This is a genomic window from Cytobacillus gottheilii (assembly GCF_018582665.1).
GTDB classification, from domain to species: domain Bacteria; phylum Bacillota; class Bacilli; order Bacillales; family Cytobacillaceae; genus Cytobacillus; species Cytobacillus gottheilii.
The window spans coordinates 3635142-3652687 of sequence record NZ_CP071709.1; the positions used below are offsets into that span (position 1 = coordinate 3635142).

A 17546-nucleotide genomic window follows, 5' to 3' on the forward strand; every position below is an offset into this window, starting at 1 on the left:
CATAATGGAATAAGTACTGTGCACACTAATCCAAGGGGTGTTTTTATTTTATGCCGCATTTTTTAATGTCTAGATTTATCCGATTACCACTTGTTCTTCGAATTTTAAGCATTGCACTCTTAGTTATTTTTATTTTTGGCTGGCTAGTTCACATAATTGAACCTTATAACTTTCCCAAATTAGCTGATGGAATCTGGTGGGCGATCATTACAGCATCTACCGTCGGATATGGAGACTTTGTGCCTGAAACTGCTCTTGGCCGTTTTACTGGAGTTGTTTTAATTATGACTGGTGCAGGTTTTCTCGCAAGTTATTTTGTTGCTTTAGCAACTGCAGCTGTAACAAGGCAAAATGATTTTCTTGAAGGGAAAGTTGCTTATAAAGGAGCTGACCATATTATTGTGATTGGCTGGAATGAACGGTCACGGGAAATTTTAAATACGATTTGCAGCAGTAAATCGAATCATTATGTCACGCTGATTGATGAAACTCTCGAATACAATCCTTTACCGCATAAGAATCTCCACTTTATACAAGGGCGCGCTAATCGTGACGAAGTATTATTGAAGGCAAATATCCATTCAGCCCGAAAGGTCATTATTACAGCAGATCAAAATAAAAATGAATTACATGCAGACATGAACTCAATTTTGACACTTCTGGCTGTAAAGGGATTAAACCCCAAGCTTCCTTGTATTGTTGAAATCCTTACAGCTGAACAATCTGAGAATGCCAGAAGAGCAGGTGCGGATGAAATCATTCAAACCAACTTGTTAACAAGCTTTGTTATGATCAACAGCATCACCTCTCAAGAACTAGTTAACTCATTCTTAGGATTGCTGAATCAGCTTGATAAGCGAAAATTAACCTTTCAGCCTGCATCAGAGGAAATCATTAATCAGTCATTTCAACACTTAAGTCAGATGTTTATCGTTGAAGGGATTTTACTATTGGGGATAAAAAGAGGAGAAGAAACCATTGTAAATCCTCCCCATCCTTTTATCGTCGCAGGTGAAGATCAGCTCATTGTCATCATGAATTAATCTGGCAATAGATTCAATTCCAGCTCCTGTACAAGTGCTTTTCCTGCAACTACATATTCATCCGGCACCATTCCATCTTTATCCACTGGCTCTGAAAACTGGTCAAATGATGCAGTGAAATTTGATGTGTATGCATGATCATCTAAACCAATTTGATAGATGTGCGACAGGATAAACGGATTGCCGCATTCAACAGTGCAATTTCGCGAATCAAGCTGGCCATCAATGGCTTTAAATGGAATGCGCAAAAAATGGTACCCTTTGTTTTCGGCATCCATTTTATAATCAAAGTAGCCATGATCATAATCCCAATTGCCTCCGATCATATAGCCCATTGGCTCTAACTGCTGCTCTAGTTTGTATAGATTAAAGTGTGCTCCCTTAACCTTTGAAGGTATTTCAACCATTTTGTCATAGCCCCTTTGTTTATGATTTACTTTTAGCTTTTACAAAAAGGGCACAAATCATGAGTAAAGAAAACTTGCTGATGCAGTCCTAAAGGCGAACGAATGGACTTAATTTCACTTATGCTTTCTTTCCAGGTTAGCAGCAGTACTACCAGCCGTTCTATACCATGAGGATAAAAAAAGAAGAAGCACCTGATCGGCACTCCCTCCATTTCTTCTTTACAGTCTTTTTTCAAGTTCAGCTTTTTTCTCTTCAAAGCCAGGTTTTCCAAGCAGCGCAAACATATTCACCTTATACGCTTCAACACCAGGCTGATCGAACGGATTGACACCAAGTAAATATCCGCTCATCGCACATGCTTTTTCGAAGAAGTAAGCAAGATATCCGAATGTATAAGCATCCATTTTTGGAATGGATACAATTAAGTTTGGCACTCCACCGTCAGTATGAGCAAGAAGTGTACCCTGGAAAGCCTTGTCATTGACAAAGTCAACTGATTTTCCAGCTAAGTAGTTTAAGCCATCAAGATCGGATTCAGCTTCCTCAATAGTCAACTCATGACGTGGCTCGTCCACTTTAATAATCGTTTCAAACAAATCTCTTCTTCCTTCTTGAACATATTGTCCAAGTGAGTGAAGATCTGTTGAGAAGTTTGCAGAAGCCGGGAAAATTCCTTTTTGGTCTTTTCCTTCACTCTCACCAAATAGCTGCTTCCACCACTCAGAGAAGTATTGAAGCCCTGGCTCGTAATTGATAAGCATTTCAATCGTTTTTCCTTTATTATAGAGAACATTACGGACAGCCGCATATTGGTAAGCTGCATTCTCTCCTAATTCAGATGTGCCAAAGTCACCGCGCGCCTCAGCTGCACCTTTCATCATCTCTTCGATATTAACGCCTGCAGCTGCAATTGGAAGAAGACCAACAGCCGTAAGAACAGAATATCTTCCGCCTACATCGTCAGGAATAATAAATGATTCATATCCCTCTTCAGCAGCTAGTGTTTTAAGTGCTCCTCTTGCCTTGTCAGTCGTAGCATAGATTCGTTCCCGCGCACCTTCTTTGCCGTATTTCTCTTCTAGCATTTTGCGGAAGATACGGAAAGCAATTGCAGGTTCAGTCGTTGTACCGGATTTAGAAATAACATTAACCGAGAAATCCTTCCCTTCTAGAAGGTCCATAAGGTCCTTCATATAAGAAGAACTGATGTTGTTCCCGGCAAAGATGATTTGTGGAGTCTTTCTTTGTTCAGCAGATAGTGCATTATAAAAACTGTGCTGAAGCATTTCAATCGCTGCACGTGCACCAAGATATGAACCGCCGATTCCGATGACGATTAAAACATCAGAATCACTTTTGATTTTTTCTGCAGATTTTTGGATACGTGCAAATTCTTCTTTATCATAATCTACGGGCAGATCAATCCAGCCTAGATAGTCGTTTCCTGCTCCTGTTTTTTCGTGTAAAGAATGGTGGGCAACCTTTACCGCATCCTGTAAGTATGTAAGTTCGTGCTCGCCAAAAAAGCTGAGTGCTTTTGAATAATCAAATTGGATATGGGTCATAGCGAAACCTCCTAAGTATTTATATTATCCGTACTCAATATCACTTTATCGAAATGCTTAAACTTAATCAAGAAACAACCCATCTTGAAAACGCAATCATTTTTACATATTTTCAAACTTGAGGTGTATTTGCATTTATGAATAAAGTTTTTAGAAAAATAGAAAGCCTGGAGCTTGTCAGCTCCAGGTTTCCATTTATAAAGAAGCCCTATAAATAGCCATAACATCCTCTTTATTCAGTTTTGCAAAGTTGCCGAATTCTCCATTGATAACCGCTTTATCTGCCATCACTTCAATGCTTGATTCATCAATATTATAATCAGCTAACGTCGCAGGTGCTCCAATGCTGTTCCAGAAATCTCTTAGTTTTGCAATTCCCTCAAGCGCTGCCTCTTCATCTGATTTCCCTTCTGGATCTACGCCAAATACACGAACAGCTAGCTTTTTAAAGCGTTCTGGCTTTACATGCAAATTATGCTTCATCCAATTAGGGAAAAGGATAGCAAGACCGCCCCCGTGCGGTATATCATGAACAGCTGAAACAGCATGCTCAATATTATGAGTAGCCCAGTCACCGCGGTAGCCCATAGATAACATTCCATTTAAAGCCATTGTTCCGCAGTATAAAATGGTCGCTCGATGCTCATAATTTTCTAAATCCTGAAGCAGCTTCGGCGCTGTTTCCATAACCGTTAATAATAATGATTCACACATACGATCCTGGAACTCTGTGTGCTCTGTTAAGTGGAAATAATGCTCGAATACATGTGACATCATATCAACAATTCCATAGATGGTTTGATCCTTTGGAACACTGTATGTATGAACTGGATCTAAAATTGAAAACTTCGGAAATACAGCTGGACTGCCCCATCCATATTTTTCATTAGTTTCCCAGTTTGTAATAACAGAACCCGCATTCATTTCCGAGCCAGTTGCCGCTAAAGTCAAAACAGTACCAAATGGCAGTGCGTCTTGAGCGAAAGCTTTTTTAATAACTAAATCCCAAGCATCTCCATCGTATTTAGCACCAGCAGCGATTAGTTTCGTGCAATCGATGACACTTCCTCCGCCTACTGCAAGCAATAAATCAATATTTTCCTGCTTGCATATGTCTACACCCTTGCGGACGGTGGAAATACGGGGATTAGGTTCAACTCCCGATAATTCAAAAACACTGCATTCCAATTCATTCAATAGGTTCATGACTTGATCGTACAGACCATTGCGTTTGATGCTCCCGCCGCCATATACCACTAAAACTCTTTTTCCATATTGCGGAACTTCTGTTTTAAGCTGTTGAAGCTCCCCTTTTCCAAATATTAATTTAGTTGGATTCCAAAATGTAAATTGATCCATTGATATCAACTCCTCTATTGTTTATTATCATGCAAACTGAGTTGTTAATGCAAAAACTATGATCTCTTTTTTATTTTAATTTGATTGCATAATATCGAATATGGAGCAAAAACTACAGAATGTAAAACCTATAAGGAGGTTACATCATGAGTACAATTCAACGTATTGCACTAGTTCTTACCATTATCGGTGCCATCAACTGGGGACTAATCGGTTTCTTTCAATTTGACCTTGTGGCTGCCATTTTTGGAGGACAAAATGCTGCTCTTTCCAGAATCATCTATGGATTAGTTGGTATTGCAGGATTAATCAATTTAGGATTGCTCTTTAAACCGAGTGAAGAAGCTGAGAGAGCTCCTGTTACAGATTCAAACAATAGATAATAAAAATAAAAATCCTTGCCATTGCCGGCAAGGATTTTTATTATGAAAGGACCTTTTTCACCTTTTCAATCGCCCAGTCCAAATCTTCTTTACTGATAATGAGAGGCGGAGCGAAACGGATGACTGTATCATGTGTTTCTTTACAAAGCAATCCTTCTTGTTTCAGCTGTTCGCAAAACGGGCGGGCTGCTTCGGTTAACTCAACACCAATAAACAAACCGCGTCCTCTTACTTCTTTAATGATTGGGTTATTAATTTCTGTCAGTTTTTGCATAAAGTACTCGCCAAGCTCAAGAGACCGTTCAGCAAGCTTTTCATTTTTCAAAACATCAATAGAAGCTATGGACACTGCACATGCCATCGGATTACCACCAAAAGTGGAGCCATGTGATCCTGGATTAAACACTCCCAGAACCTCTTTGCCTGCGGTTACACAAGAGATTGGGAATACTCCGCCCCCCAATGCTTTCCCCAGAATATACATATCCGGTTGAATATCTTCCCACTCACATGCAAGCATTTTTCCTGTTCTGGCTAAGCCTGCCTGAATCTCATCGGCAATGAATAAAACATTCTTCTCCTTACAAAGATCGTATGCTTTTTTCATAAAGCCTTCTGGAGGGATAATGATCCCAGCTTCACCTTGGATTGGTTCGATTAAAAAAGCTGCCGTATTTTCTGTTATAGCTTCCTGTAACGCCTCGAGATCACCATATGGAACTAATTTAATCCCTGGCAGCATTGGTCCGAATCCTCGCTTATACTCCTCTTCTGAAGAAAGAGAAACCGCTGTCATTGTACGTCCATGAAAATTCCCGACACAGGCAATTATTTCAGCTTGGTTTTCTGCCACACCTTTGACATCATATGCCCAGCGACGTGCAGCCTTCACGGCTGTCTCAACCGCTTCCGCCCCCGTATTCATCGGTAAAGCCATATCCATGCCTGTTAATTCGCAAATCATTTCATACCAAGGGCCAAGCTGGTCATTATGGAATGCTCTTGAAGTAAGTGTAACTCGGTCTGCCTGCTTTTTTAGGGCCTGAATGATCTTTGGATGACGATGCCCTTGGTTGACAGCAGAGTAAGCGCTTAACATATCCATATATTTATTTCCTTCTGGATCCTCTACCCATACACCTTCTGCTTTTGCTATGACAATCGGAAGGGGATGATAATTATGTGCACCATATTTTTCAGTTTGTTCAATAAGTGTTTTCGATTTCGTCGTCTCTTTACTCAAGCTCATTCCTCCCATTCAAAATTCTACTTTCTATTTTAACGTTTATTGTCCCGCCTTAAAACTAAATAGAGCGATTTTTTTGAAAAGAAAAGAAAAATTTTTAAAATGAGCTGCACGGCTGGACTGTTTAATAGATCTATTCCTTAAACAAACAAAAAAAGCCAGGCATTTGCCTGACTTTACTCTATATTACTTTTTAATTAGATCATCACGTTCAGACTGGTCAATCCACTCTTGAAGTTTATCTTTTAAAGTGTTAAATCCTTGAGCTGATTCATCTTCAAATTTAATTGGTGCCGCTTGGCGCTTGCGTGGTTTCTTTGGTTTGCTTTCCGCTTGCGCAGGTGCTTCTTCTGTTGCACGAATAGAAAGACCAATTTTTCCAGCTTGCTCGTCGATGGATAAAACTTTTACGTTTACCTCATCACCAACTTTTAAATGTTCGTTGATATCTTTTACAAATCCGTGTGTAACCTCTGAAATATGCACAAGACCTTGTGTATTTTCATCTAAAGCCACAAATGCTCCATATGGCTGAATACCTGTTACTTTCCCTGTAATTACACTTCCTACTTCAACTTTCTCTGACATGAAAACACTCCTAATTGATTAAATTTATACGTTAATTATTCGCAATAAATAATTATAACATAAGGTGATGCACATTACAAAAATAAGCAAAGAATACGTTTTATTGCAAACGGAAACAATTTTTACAAGCGAACTGGATTTAATCACCCTAATGCGTGTTAAAATAAAGATAGTAGAATAAAAAAAGAGGTGGGAACATTGTCTTATTTAAGTGAAAATTTAAAGCTTGCACGGCAAAGAGCAAAGTTATCACAATCTGAATTAGCTATGAAAATCAGAGTTGGTACTGCAACAATCGAGAAGTATGAAAAAGGTGAACAAATACCGGATACCAATACCGTTTTAAAAATCTCCACAGTACTGGATATTCCCGCATCAGAGCTGCTGGAGCAGGAACTTCATACAGAAAATAATGGCATTGACAAAGAAATTGAACAGCTGGTTCAGGAGATCGGACTAAAAAAGGCTAAGCTAATCCTCCGAAAAGCGAAGGAATTTCGGGAAGAAGATTTCCTTCGAGTGATGCAAATGCTCTATGAAGTTAAATATGAATCTCAATAAAGAAGTATAAAGGCATGCAGAATTGGACATGATAGTTTTATAAGCTTTCTAGTATTCCCCCCTTTTTGAAGTGACAATCTAATTTTAGATTGTCCTTTTTTTGTTCAGATTCTCCTCTGATAAAAAGGTGATTTTTTCTTTTTTTTATGTGTAAAAGGGTTGCATAACGGCAAAATAAACATAGTAAACTTTGACATGTAAAAGGAGGAGCACTGTGAAAAGCAAGTTCTATTCTGGCATCGAAAATATTAACGGCAATGAGTTTTATTACGAATATTTTAAGCATCCATCAGCAAGTCCTACGATTATTATGCTGCATGGCTTCCTCTCCTCAGCATTCAGTTTTCGCAAGCTTATTCCACATTTGCAGGAAGAATATAATATCTTAGCAGTCGATATTCCTCCTTTCGGAAAGAGCGGAAAGTCAAAGCGATTTCTTTATTCTTATCAAAACATGGCAAGTTCTATTTTTGAACTTACTGATCGCCTGCAGATTTCCAATATGATACTGGCCGGACACTCTATGGGCGGACAAATTGTCATGAATATGCTTCTGCAGCGGCCTGCAGCAGCTAGCAGTGCACTGCTTCTATGCAGTTCTGCTTATCTGCCCAAATCACATCAATCTTTAGTCTATACAAGCTATATTCCTTTTTTTCACCTGTATGTTAAACGCCATCTTGCAAAATCTGGACTAGAAAAAAACTTAAAGAATGTCGTTTATAATCAGGCAATGATTGATGAAGATATGAGAAAAGGATATATGTCTCCTTTCCTTAATAACTCCATTTTCCAAGGTTTAACACGAATGATACGCCACCGGGAAGGTGATTTAACGGAAGAGGATATAAAACGAATTCATACACCATGCCTGCTTATTTGGGGTGAGCATGACCGTGTAGTTCCTCTTTCAAAAGGAAAGAGACTGCACAAAAATTTGCCTAATTCAAAATTGATCATTTTAAAAGAGACAGGCCATCTCGTTCCTGAAGAGAGACCAGAAGAAATTGTAGCAGCAATGAAAGGATTTTTATCTGCTGTGAGCGTGTAAAGCTTTGAGAAACCTCATAGCTGTATAATAAAAAATACGGCATGCCAGCAGGCGTGCCGTATTTTTTATATGCTGCATGAACTATCATTTTTAATAGAAAGCAATTGTACAGCCATTGTATAACAATGCTTTAGAGGAAGCACTTCTTCAAAGGAAAACTCAAAGATTGCTTGTATTTTCCTTGAAAGCTGCTCAGCATCGTTCAGATCATGTACAGCCTGCAGGATATCCGCAATTTCCGTATCATAGCTTCCAGACCCGATCTGAAAGGGATCCCAGCTGTTTAACGTATCAACAAGCCTTAGATTCATTTCTTGACTTTGCAATCTGCTCACCTTTTATTTTCATTTTTAGTCTTCATATCTTATCATAGAAAGGGAAAAGTGCAAATCTAAAAAAGGCGGTGCTAAAATGACGAATTATGATTTTCACACACCAATTAATCGCGAGCAGACGAATTCGGTTAAATGGGGATTAAGAAAAGATCTATTTGGTTCAGATGAAGTTTTGCCAATGTGGGTGGCTGACATGGAATTTATGCCCCCAAATGAAGTTATAGAGGCACTTGAAAAGAGAGTTCAGCATAAAATCTATGGATATACATATGCATCAGCCTCAACCACTAATGCGATTACGGAGTGGCAAAAAAAGCGCCATAACTGGGAAGTATCAAAAAATGCGGTATTATTTAGCCTTGGTGTTGTCCCTTCCATTGCTGCAGCTATTCTGGCGTTTACCGAAAAAGGCGATAAAGTTATGCTTCAATCTCCCGTATACACTCCATTTTTCAGCATGATTGAAGGAAATGAAAGAGTAGTTGTCAATTCACCTCTGATATTAAAAGATGATCAATATGAGATTGATTTTGTTGACTTTGAAGAGAGGCTTAAAGAGGGGGTAAAACTGTTTCTTTTATGTAACCCTCATAATCCCGGCGGCCGTGTGTGGACAAAAGATGAGCTAAAAAAGATTGGCGATCTATGCTGCCAATATAATTGTTATATTCTTTCAGACGAAATTCACGCAGATTTAGTTTATACTCCACATCAACATCTTCCGATTGCTTCATTGGACCAGCGTTTTAAAGAAATAACCATCACTTGTATTGCACCGACAAAAACATTTAATTTAGCAGGTCTGCAGGCTTCAGCCGTCTTAATTGAAAATGAACAGCTGCGAAAACGGTTTAGTGATCTTCAAGCAAAACAAGGGTTCTTCACATTATCAACTTTTGGATTAACAGGTATGGAAGCAGCCTATCGCTATGGAGATACATGGCTAAATGAATTGCTGCATTACCTAGAAGAAAATCGAAGAATATCCATTCAATTTATCGAGGAAAACCTTCCTGAGATAAAAGCAATAGAGCCGGAAGGAACTTATTTGTTATGGCTTGATTGCCGTAAGCTTGAACTGTCAGATGATGAAATACAGGAGCGTCTGTTAAAAAAAGGAAAGGTAGCTCTTGAACCTGGCAATAAATACGGACCAGGCGGCGAAGGGTTTGTACGTTTAAATTTTGCCTGCTCTCAAACGGTCTTGCTGGACGGACTAAATCGAGTTAAACACGCCTTCTCTTAAATATCTTTTTTAATGATTGACCTAACCTAAAGTAAACCCAAGAAGGACTAATAAAATGTACCCTATAGAGTAGACACTTTAAAAAAGTCTACCTATAGGGTATTTTTTTGTATAATGACAAATAGACAACTAGTAGAATCGGGGAAAACATCATGAGTAAAAAAACATTCACAGAGAAAGAAATCAAAGAATTATCCATTAATCCTTTTGTGAAAGCTGTAAGTGGTAAGGGAATTACCTACACAGATGAATTTAAACGCCTATTTATCGCTGAGAAGGAGAGCGGCAAATTCTCTAGACAGATCTTTGAAGAGGCTGGATTTGATACAAATATAATTGGTATGACACGTATTCATGCCGCTAGTAAGAGATGGAATGCTGCTTTTAAAATGAACGGAGTTTTGGGGCTCAGTGATACAAGGAAGGGCAATTCCGGGAGACCTAGAGAACGGGAGTTATCCCTTGAGGATAAGAATGCTCGACTAGAAGCACAAATCAACCTGCTTAAGGCGGAAAATGAACTTCTAAAAAAGATTCGATTCGCGGAAAGGGGGCTAAAGAAGTAGTCCTCTCTCCAAGTCAAAAGTTCATTCTCATTCGTTCCGTAATAGAGAAATATAAGCTCAAAAAAATGGTGAGATACCTTTGTGGGGTCGCAGGAATTTCCAGAAGTGCCTATTATAAATACTACTCTCCCGAGTCTCAAGAGCATAGAAAACAACGGGAAGAAAGGGATGAAGAACTGAAAGAAATCATCTTGAAAGCATTCCGTCATAAGAATCGAAAGAAAGGGGCGCGTCAAATTAAAATGACTTTGGCGGGTCAATTTAAGATTGTCTTTAACTTAAAAAGAATTCGAAGAATCATGAAGAAGTATAACATCGTTTGCCCCTTCCGGAGGGCGAATCCATATAGGCGTCTTATGAAGGCCACCCAGGAACATTCAGTGGTCCCTAACCTCCTGAAGCGCCAATTCAATCAGGGTAAACCAGGGAAAGTGCTGTTAACAGACATCACCTATTTGAACTATGGAAAAAGTTCCAGAGCTTATTTATCTATGATATTGGATGGCTCCAGCGGTGAAGCTCTTGCTTACAATGTGTCTGACAGAATGACTATTGAATTAGCCACAGATACCATCGAAAAGCTAAAGAAAAACAAAAGATTTAAAAAACTTAAAGATTCACTCATCCATTCGGATCAAGGGGTTCACTATACCCATCCTCAATTTCAGAAAATGATTAAAAAACTTGGAATCAGGCAATCAATGTCCCGAAGGGGTAACTGTTGGGATAACGCCCCCATTGAATCTTTCTTTGGACACCTGAAAGACGAAACCTCTATTAAATCCTGCCTGACACTAGAGGAAGTACAAAAGGAAATTAAGCAATACATGACTTACTATAACCACCATAGATATCAATGGAACCGAAAAAAGATGACCCCTGTTCAATACAGAGATCATCTTTTAGAAGTAGCTTAGGCTTTTTTAAAATGTCCTTTACAAAGGGTACAATTTACTAATGGCCTCTTGGGTTTATTGTTCATTTACTCTTCTTTTCCTGTATCATCTTGTGCACTTTTCGTGTTTTTTTCATCTTTATCCTTTGATATTCTGCCGCAGGCAATTCTTTCTCCTGAATCCCCAGAAGGCTGGGTCATTCCATCATCTATTCCCTCATCGATGACAATCGTTGTTCCGTCTTTTGTAAAAAGGGAGGTTTTATCCTCTTTTAATGATACTTGCGGCGCCATTAGTTCTGCCTTTACTTTCCCATCATCTTCTACAATAATATTCGGTAGATCACCTGCGTGCGCTCCTTTTGGATGAAGCAAGCCATGCTCTTTATCATCCGGATTAAAATGGTTGCCTGCGGACTTAAAGTCAGGCGGTTCACATTCACCTTTTTCATGAATATGCAGGGCATGCTCTCCTGGAGGCAAGCCTTCTAAATCAAGCTCCAGTTTCACGCCTTGTGTTTGCTGACCAAGCTTGATTGTCCCCAGCGAATCGCCTACCGCATTATGCATTTCAACATCTACGTTCGTTATGTTTTCTTCGCCGCATCCTGCTAAAATTAAGACAGCCAGTGCCGCAACTAGTTTTTTCACTGTAGAATACCCCCAAGCACTATGTTTTCCATATAAGCTAACTATTAACCATTTGTGAAAAGGACATGCTATATTGTTTCCTATTTGCATGCTGAATATCCGTCACCAGCATCGGTGTTAAACGACTGCAGACCTCTCAATAAACATAAAAAAGAGAACAGTTTTAACTGTTCTCTTTTTGCTGACTTGCCATCTGGCGGTTTATACGCTCTTCTAATTCTTTTGTTTTTTCGCCTTCACGTTTTGAAACATGTATAATAAATTTCATTGTTAACGCAGCGGCTATGAGGAAAATAATGCACCAAATTGCTGCAGGTATATATTCTGTCTTATCTTCTGGAAAATACAAAAATAAAGAAAATATGAACCATTGAGCCATTAACATCCATCCTTTCTGCAACTGTCATGGTCAATGCCTAATTATAACAGATTTCTCAATAAAAAGCTGTCTAGAGTGAAAGGTTACTATGCGCAATTGAACAGTCATTTTGGACCTAGAGCACTATTCAATAACAGTTATCTTTTCGATCACAATATCTTCAAGCGGTTTATCATTTTCCGCTTCAGCAGCCGCAATTTCATCTACTATGTCCATGCCTTCTATAACTTGTCCAAATACAGTGTGCTTACCATCCAGCCATGGTGTTCCACCTGCTTCGTAGGCTGTCACAGCTTCATCAGGATATTCTGCATCCTGCATTTGTTTTGTGAGACTCGGATCAAGGTTTTTATTTTGAACTATAAAGAATTGGCTGCCATTTGTATTGGCACCAGAGTTGGCCATAGCTAAAGCTCCTCTAAAATGAAAAAGATCGCTGGAAAACTCATCTTCAAATGGTTCTCCAAAAATACTTTCACCGCCCATTCCCGTTCCTTGTGGATCACCAGTTTGAATCATAAAATCTTGTATGACACGGTGAAATATAATTCCTTCATAATAACCATCTTTACTATGTGTAATAAAGTTTTCAACTGCTTTTGGAGCCTGCTCAGGAAATAGCTTCATTTTAATGACTCCTAATGAGGTTGTCATCTCCACGAGCTTTTCATTATTGCTGACTTCTTCACTCAGCTGAGGCAAACTTGATTGGACAGCTTCAGTTTCATTGGATTCAGAAGAGTCAGTTCCATTGGATTCAGAGGGTTCAGCCGAATCCTCCGTATTTGTTCCACAAGCTGTCAGTACCAGGAGCAAAATAGTCAATACTGCCAATAAACGTTTTTTCATCATTAGTCCTCCATTCGATATGTATATGGAAATTATAATTTGATTTTGCACATTAGACAAACCATAATAGTAATGAAAGGAGGGTATAAAAAAATGGCAGAATTTCAAATCGGCGATAAGGTGACAGGAATTTATAAAACAGGTAAATATATTGGGGAGATTACAGACATCCGCCCTATGCATTACGTGATGCGTGTGCTAGCTGTGGCCAAACACCCAATGCAGGGAGATTTACATAACCCTAAACAAGCAGATGTGATGATATTTCATGAGAGAAAAGCATTATCATTCCGGGAGCAAACCAATATCCCAAAACAAATGGTCCGAGCGTACGAAGGCGAAATCCCTTCGTATACAGACTCACTTAAAGAGGTTTTGGATCAAATGAAAGAAGACCTTTTGAAAACGGATAACGAATGGGCACAAAAAAGCCTGGATAATATCCGTATATTAGAGGGTACTTACTTTAAAGATTAAAACTGCTGCACTGACTGCGGCAGTTTTTTTACATTTTACCCCTTATGTATAAGTCCCTGGCAGCTCTATTTCAACTAAGCGAATTTATTAAAGAGCTCCGCCAAATCTACACGATCCCCGATTGTAGTAGGCTCATGTTTTTGTAAATATTGTTTGTCCTTCTCGACAAGCTTAAAGATCTTATAGGTTGTTAATGCATCATCCAATGCCCGGTGATGCAAACCAACACCATCTTTGCCGTATTCTTGAACAGCCTTCCATAAACCAGTTTGATTTTTGTCACCAAAAAAGCGCTTATACTCCATTGACAAGTCTACCTCTTTCCCTGTAAAAGGAAAATGCAGCCCTGCCTTTTCACAGTTAGAACGCAGAACCTTCATATCCGTATTTCCCCAGGTTACAATGGTATATGAATGTTCTCCCGTCATTTCCTTAAGCTTATGAACAAGTTCTGAAAAAGCAATCCCATCATCAACCTGCTGCTGCGAGATGTTTAGAAAGGATTTACATCGTTTTGATAATTTCGGATATTGGGTTGGTGTTACATAAGAGGAGAATTCTTCGAAGATTTGATTATTGATGACTGATACGACACCCACTTCAATGATTTCCGGATAAAACCCTTTGTATTGTTTGCCTTTATCAGGCATTGTAAATTCAAAATCAATAAATAAATGCTGCCTAACTTCCATCTGAATCACCTGCCCCGGCTACTTTCTTCCATTATATCATGAGAGAATTCCATTTACTGCTGAAAAACGCAATTTTTCGTTAATTGTAAGTTAACGGATCAGAATACCCTAAGATACTTTTAATTGCCGGTGCCTTTAGCTTCAATTCCAATTTATACTATCTCAAAGCACAAAAAAGAACGAGATCTCTCTCGTCCTTTTTAAGAAGCTTTTTTAATTCGCACATATTCCCTTGATTGAAAGGCTTCAATCTTTTGGTTCTCCAAAGGAGCCTGCATGATATTCTCAACTGATTCCACTGGCATCATTTCAACTATTTCGTCAGCTTCACCAGGAATATAAAATTCTCGTTTTCCATTTTCGTTAACGAGCCATGCTCCGGAAAACAGTACGACAAAAATGGATACTGCAGCAATAATTTTTGCCCTCATCCATAACACCACCCTATTTATAAGTGTGGGAATAAGAGCGGATTTTTATTCAAAGGAGATTATTTCAAAATATTTTTTTATATTTTTTTCCGTGTTTCTACATATTTAATAAGAAAGATAGAAACCCACTTATATAAAGGTTTTAGAGCATGCATGCAACAAATTTTTAGGTTATAATTTGGTTTGATATGCTTTTTGGAACAGGTGTAAGGTCGTATTTTTTATTTTTTGGGTAAATAAATAAACATAACTTTGTACATAAGGTGTGGATACTATGTACAGGCCCCCCCTGAAATACATACTTATATCCATTCTAAAAGAAGAGGGACTGCAGCTTTCATATGACCCTTGCTTCAAAAATCTTTTAGAAAAAATAAAAAAGGCTGCTATAACAGCTCGCCGATTATTACATTCTTAGAACAATAAAGGAGGTCTTGTTTTGTCTCTGCTTCATTTGGCTATTATTTCACCATTCCTTCTGGCGGTGCTCGTACCTATTCTGTACAAGCTCTTTAAGAAGGTTCATACAGGCTGGTTTATCCTGCCATTGCCGCTTGTATTGTTTGTTTATTTTGTCTCTTTTGTTTCAGCCACTTCAACTTCACAGCCGATCATTGAATCGTTTACATGGATTGAAGCTTTAGGGATTGAGTTTACTGCTAAGATTGATGGACTTGGTTTGCTTTTTGCCCTGCTTATTACGGGTATTGGAACCTTAGTCATTCTTTACTCCATTTATTATTTATCGAAGGATAAAGAAAAGTTAAATACATTCTATGTGTATTTGCTTCTATTTATGGGGGCTATGCTTGGAGTTGTCCTATCAGATAACTTAATTGTTCTATACGCTTTTTGGGAATTAACAAGCTTTTCTTCTTTTCTGCTAATTGGATATTGGTATGATCGTGAGAAGTCTCGTTATGGTGCCCAAAAGTCGATGCTGATCACCGTTTTTGGCGGTCTATCCATGCTTGGAGGCATTATCCTCTTATACATAATGACTGGAACCTTTAGCATATCTGAAATTATTGCACAATCAGATGTGATCTTTACACATCCATTGTTTGTTCCTGCCTTGCTTTGTATTTTGCTTGGCGCCTTTACAAAATCAGCTCAATTTCCGTTTCACATCTGGCTGCCAGACGCAATGGAGGCACCAACGCCTGTCAGTGCATATCTCCATTCAGCCACAATGGTAAAAGCAGGTATCTACCTCGTTGCGAGAATGAGCCCTGTATTTGCTGACCATGCGCTTTGGCTATGGCTCATCGCTGGTTTTGGAATCGTTACCTTGTTCTGGGGATCGTTTTCTGCTGTGAAACAAACAGATTTAAAGGCGATCCTTGCGTTTTCAACGATCAGTCAGCTTGGTATGATTATGTCATTGCTGGGAATAGGTGCTGCTGCACTGCATTTTGATGGCATTGATGACAAATACCATACAATTGCTACAACTGCTGCAGTCTTTCACTTAATCAATCATGCGACATTCAAAGGAAGTTTGTTTATGGTTGTCGGGATAGTCGATCATGAAACAGGAACACGTGATATACGGAGACTTGGCGGTTTGATGCAGCTAATGCCTATCACATTCACATTAGCGATTATTGGCTCGTTTTCTATGGCCGGTCTTCCGCCATTTAATGGCTTCCTGAGTAAGGAAATGTTCTTTACTGCGATGACACATATTATAGATTTCAATGTATTCCAATTAGATACATGGGGTATTCTGTTCCCTGTCATTGCTTGGATTGCTAGTGTATTCACATTTATTTACAGCATGATCCTTGTTTTCAAAACATTCACAGGCAAATTTCAGCCTGAAAAACTGGAGAAAAAGCCTCACGAAGCACCGATTGGCATGTTAATTTCACCAATTATCCTTGCTTCTTTAGTGATAATCATTGGCTTTTTCCCAAATATTTTATCAGTCAATATAATTGAACCTGCACTATCAGCGATTATGCCTGAATTCTTATTCGAAGTTCATATCTCTTTCTGGCATGGCTTTAATCTGGAGTTATGGATGACCATAGGTGTTATCGTATTAGGAACATTGCTTTACCTCTCTTTAGCAAAGTGGAGGAAGATCTATGGACTATTCCCTGAGAAACTTGCCTTAAATAAGGCATATGATCATGGGCTGCTATTTGCACAAAACGGCTCTTTAAAAATGACAAGAATGTATATGAATGGTTCAATACGAAGCTATCTTATCTATATTTTTGCATTTTTCATCGCCATTTTATCGTCTGTATTGTTCTCACAGAATGCCTTTAAGATCGATCTCGAACATGCATCAGATGTCCGTTATTACGAAATATTGCTGGTTGCCGTCATTGTGATTGCATCAGTCGCTATTTTATTCGCTAAATCAAGACTGACATCGGTCATTCTGCTCGGTGCAGTTGGTTATACGGTTGCATTATTCTTTGTTAACTTCCGGGCACCAGACTTGGCATTGACTCAATTGGTTATTGAAACAATCTCCGTTTCATTATTCCTTCTTTGTTTTTACCATTTGCCAAAGAAGCGAAATGAAGAACGGATGGCTTTTAAAGCAACCAATTTAGTCATCTCTATTGGTGTGGGAGCAGTTGTAACACTAATTGCACTATCAGCGCATAGTACAAAACTGTTTGAATCCATTTCACAATATTATGTGGAGAATACTTATACCGAAGCGGCTGGGAAAAACATGGTAAACGTTATTCTTGTTGACTTCCGCGGATTTGATACGTTATTTGAAATTGTGGTGCTTGCCATTGCATCTATTGGAATCTACGCCATGATAAAACTTAGAATGAAAGGGGCGAAATAG

General features: G+C 38.8%; 18 protein-coding genes and 1 pseudogene. 8 read left to right on the forward strand and 11 right to left on the reverse strand.

Going from position 1 to position 17546, the window contains the following annotated elements; translation table 11 throughout:
- The first annotated feature begins 50 nt into the window (after positions 1–50).
- Positions 51–1043, forward strand: a complete 993-nt coding sequence (locus J1899_RS17995) for a potassium channel family protein (RefSeq protein WP_214475600.1) — start codon at positions 51–53, stop codon at positions 1041–1043.
- On the opposite strand, the gene J1899_RS18000 is transcribed toward J1899_RS17995, so the two are convergent.
- From J1899_RS18000 to J1899_RS18010, 3 genes are all read right to left on the reverse strand, one after another.
- Positions 1040–1450 (reverse strand): YugN-like family protein, encoded by a 411-nt coding sequence (locus tag J1899_RS18000; RefSeq protein ID WP_214475603.1) that lies wholly within the window; start codon positions 1448–1450, stop codon positions 1040–1042. The genes J1899_RS17995 and J1899_RS18000 overlap by 4 nt on opposite strands.
- 219 nt (positions 1451–1669) lie before the next feature.
- A complete protein-coding gene (locus tag J1899_RS18005) occupies positions 1670–3016 on the reverse strand; it encodes a glucose-6-phosphate isomerase (RefSeq protein WP_214475605.1) in 1347 nt (448 codons plus the stop codon).
- 195 nt (positions 3017–3211) lie between these two features.
- The gene (locus tag J1899_RS18010; RefSeq protein ID WP_066442843.1) at positions 3212–4375 is read right to left on the reverse strand and encodes an iron-containing alcohol dehydrogenase; all 1164 of its coding nucleotides are present in this window, start codon (positions 4373–4375) and stop codon (positions 3212–3214) included.
- 146 nt (positions 4376–4521) lie between these two features.
- On the opposite strand from J1899_RS18010, the gene J1899_RS18015 reads away from it, so the two are divergent.
- A complete protein-coding gene (locus J1899_RS18015; protein ID WP_066442842.1) occupies positions 4522–4758 on the forward strand; it encodes a DUF378 domain-containing protein in 237 nt (78 codons plus the stop codon).
- A 40-nt stretch (positions 4759–4798) separates the two neighbouring features.
- Here the strand turns inward: J1899_RS18015 and J1899_RS18020 are convergent, their stop codons facing one another.
- Together J1899_RS18020 and yugI are read right to left on the reverse strand one after the other, a co-directional pair.
- The gene (locus J1899_RS18020) at positions 4799–6001 is read right to left on the reverse strand and encodes an ornithine--oxo-acid transaminase (RefSeq protein ID WP_425514982.1); all 1203 of its coding nucleotides are present in this window, start codon (positions 5999–6001) and stop codon (positions 4799–4801) included.
- A 189-nt stretch (positions 6002–6190) separates the two neighbouring features.
- Positions 6191–6592: a S1 domain-containing post-transcriptional regulator GSP13 gene (gene yugI, locus J1899_RS18025; protein WP_066442841.1), complete on the reverse strand. Its 402-nt coding sequence runs from the start codon at positions 6590–6592 to the stop codon at positions 6191–6193.
- Positions 6593–6790: 198 nt separating this feature from the next.
- Here yugI and J1899_RS18030 point away from each other — a divergent pair, with 198 nt between their 5' ends.
- Both J1899_RS18030 and J1899_RS18035 read left to right on the forward strand, forming a co-directional pair.
- Positions 6791–7153 (forward strand): helix-turn-helix domain-containing protein, encoded by a 363-nt coding sequence (locus J1899_RS18030; protein ID WP_066442840.1) that lies wholly within the window; start codon positions 6791–6793, stop codon positions 7151–7153.
- A 214-nt stretch (positions 7154–7367) separates the two neighbouring features.
- Entirely contained in the window at positions 7368–8204 is an 837-nt protein-coding gene (locus J1899_RS18035; protein WP_246586516.1) for an alpha/beta fold hydrolase, read from the forward strand.
- Between the two features lie 65 nt (positions 8205–8269).
- Here J1899_RS18035 and J1899_RS18040 read toward each other — a convergent pair whose 3' ends face one another.
- On the reverse strand, positions 8270–8530 hold the full coding sequence (locus tag J1899_RS18040) for a DUF1871 family protein (protein ID WP_214475609.1): 261 nt from the start codon (positions 8528–8530) through the stop codon (positions 8270–8272).
- A gap of 85 nt (positions 8531–8615) precedes the next feature.
- Between J1899_RS18040 and J1899_RS18045 the strand changes: the two genes are divergently transcribed.
- The gene (locus J1899_RS18045; protein ID WP_214475611.1) at positions 8616–9785 is read left to right on the forward strand and encodes a MalY/PatB family protein; all 1170 of its coding nucleotides are present in this window, start codon (positions 8616–8618) and stop codon (positions 9783–9785) included.
- A gap of 114 nt (positions 9786–9899) precedes the next feature.
- A pseudogene (locus J1899_RS18050) lies at positions 9900–11268 on the forward strand (IS3 family transposase).
- 65 nt (positions 11269–11333) lie between these two features.
- On the opposite strand, the gene J1899_RS18055 reads toward J1899_RS18050, so the two are convergent.
- The 3 genes from J1899_RS18055 to J1899_RS18065 all read right to left on the reverse strand — a co-directional run bounded on the left by J1899_RS18055 (position 11334) and on the right by J1899_RS18065 (position 13125).
- Positions 11334–11897 (reverse strand): superoxide dismutase family protein, encoded by a 564-nt coding sequence (locus J1899_RS18055; RefSeq protein WP_066442836.1) that lies wholly within the window; start codon positions 11895–11897, stop codon positions 11334–11336.
- A gap of 163 nt (positions 11898–12060) precedes the next feature.
- Positions 12061–12276 (reverse strand): hypothetical protein, encoded by a 216-nt coding sequence (locus J1899_RS18060; protein WP_066442835.1) that lies wholly within the window; start codon positions 12274–12276, stop codon positions 12061–12063.
- Between the two features lie 123 nt (positions 12277–12399).
- Entirely contained in the window at positions 12400–13125 is a 726-nt protein-coding gene (locus J1899_RS18065; protein WP_214478903.1) for a peptidylprolyl isomerase, read from the reverse strand.
- Between the two features lie 93 nt (positions 13126–13218).
- Here J1899_RS18065 and kapB point away from each other — a divergent pair, with 93 nt between their 5' ends.
- Positions 13219–13602 (forward strand): kinase-associated lipoprotein KapB, encoded by a 384-nt coding sequence (gene kapB, locus J1899_RS18070; RefSeq protein ID WP_066442833.1) that lies wholly within the window; start codon positions 13219–13221, stop codon positions 13600–13602.
- A 74-nt stretch (positions 13603–13676) separates the two neighbouring features.
- On the opposite strand, the gene kapD is transcribed toward kapB, so the two are convergent.
- Entirely contained in the window at positions 13677–14294 is a 618-nt protein-coding gene (gene kapD / locus J1899_RS18075; RefSeq protein ID WP_214475613.1) for a 3'-5' exonuclease KapD, read from the reverse strand.
- Positions 14295–14494: 200 nt separating this feature from the next.
- On the reverse strand, positions 14495–14725 hold the full coding sequence (locus J1899_RS18080) for a hypothetical protein (RefSeq protein ID WP_066442831.1): 231 nt from the start codon (positions 14723–14725) through the stop codon (positions 14495–14497).
- Positions 14726–15164: 439 nt separating this feature from the next.
- On the opposite strand from J1899_RS18080, the gene J1899_RS18085 reads away from it, so the two are divergent.
- Positions 15165–17546 (forward strand): Na+/H+ antiporter subunit A, encoded by a 2382-nt coding sequence (locus J1899_RS18085; RefSeq protein WP_214475615.1) that lies wholly within the window; start codon positions 15165–15167, stop codon positions 17544–17546.

Coding starts and splice junctions, on each gene's coding strand:
- J1899_RS17995 (WP_214475600.1), top strand. CDS start 51: ATGCCGCATTTTTTAATGTCTAGATTTATCCGATTACCACTTGTTCTT.
- J1899_RS18000 (WP_214475603.1), bottom strand. CDS start 1,450: ATGGTTGAAATACCTTCAAAGGTTAAGGGAGCACACTTTAATCTATAC.
- J1899_RS18005 (WP_214475605.1), bottom strand. CDS start 3,016: ATGACCCATATCCAATTTGATTATTCAAAAGCACTCAGCTTTTTTGGC.
- J1899_RS18010 (WP_066442843.1), bottom strand. CDS start 4,375: ATGGATCAATTTACATTTTGGAATCCAACTAAATTAATATTTGGAAAA.
- J1899_RS18015 (WP_066442842.1), top strand. CDS start 4,522: ATGAGTACAATTCAACGTATTGCACTAGTTCTTACCATTATCGGTGCC.
- yugI (WP_066442841.1), bottom strand. CDS start 6,592: ATGTCAGAGAAAGTTGAAGTAGGAAGTGTAATTACAGGGAAAGTAACA.
- J1899_RS18045 (WP_214475611.1), top strand. CDS start 8,616: ATGACGAATTATGATTTTCACACACCAATTAATCGCGAGCAGACGAAT.
- J1899_RS18060 (WP_066442835.1), bottom strand. CDS start 12,276: ATGGCTCAATGGTTCATATTTTCTTTATTTTTGTATTTTCCAGAAGAT.
- J1899_RS18065 (WP_214478903.1), bottom strand. CDS start 13,125: ATGAAAAAACGTTTATTGGCAGTATTGACTATTTTGCTCCTGGTACTG.
- kapB (WP_066442833.1), top strand. CDS start 13,219: ATGGCAGAATTTCAAATCGGCGATAAGGTGACAGGAATTTATAAAACA.
- kapD (WP_214475613.1), bottom strand. CDS start 14,294: ATGGAAGTTAGGCAGCATTTATTTATTGATTTTGAATTTACAATGCCT.
- J1899_RS18080 (WP_066442831.1), bottom strand. CDS start 14,725: ATGAGGGCAAAAATTATTGCTGCAGTATCCATTTTTGTCGTACTGTTT.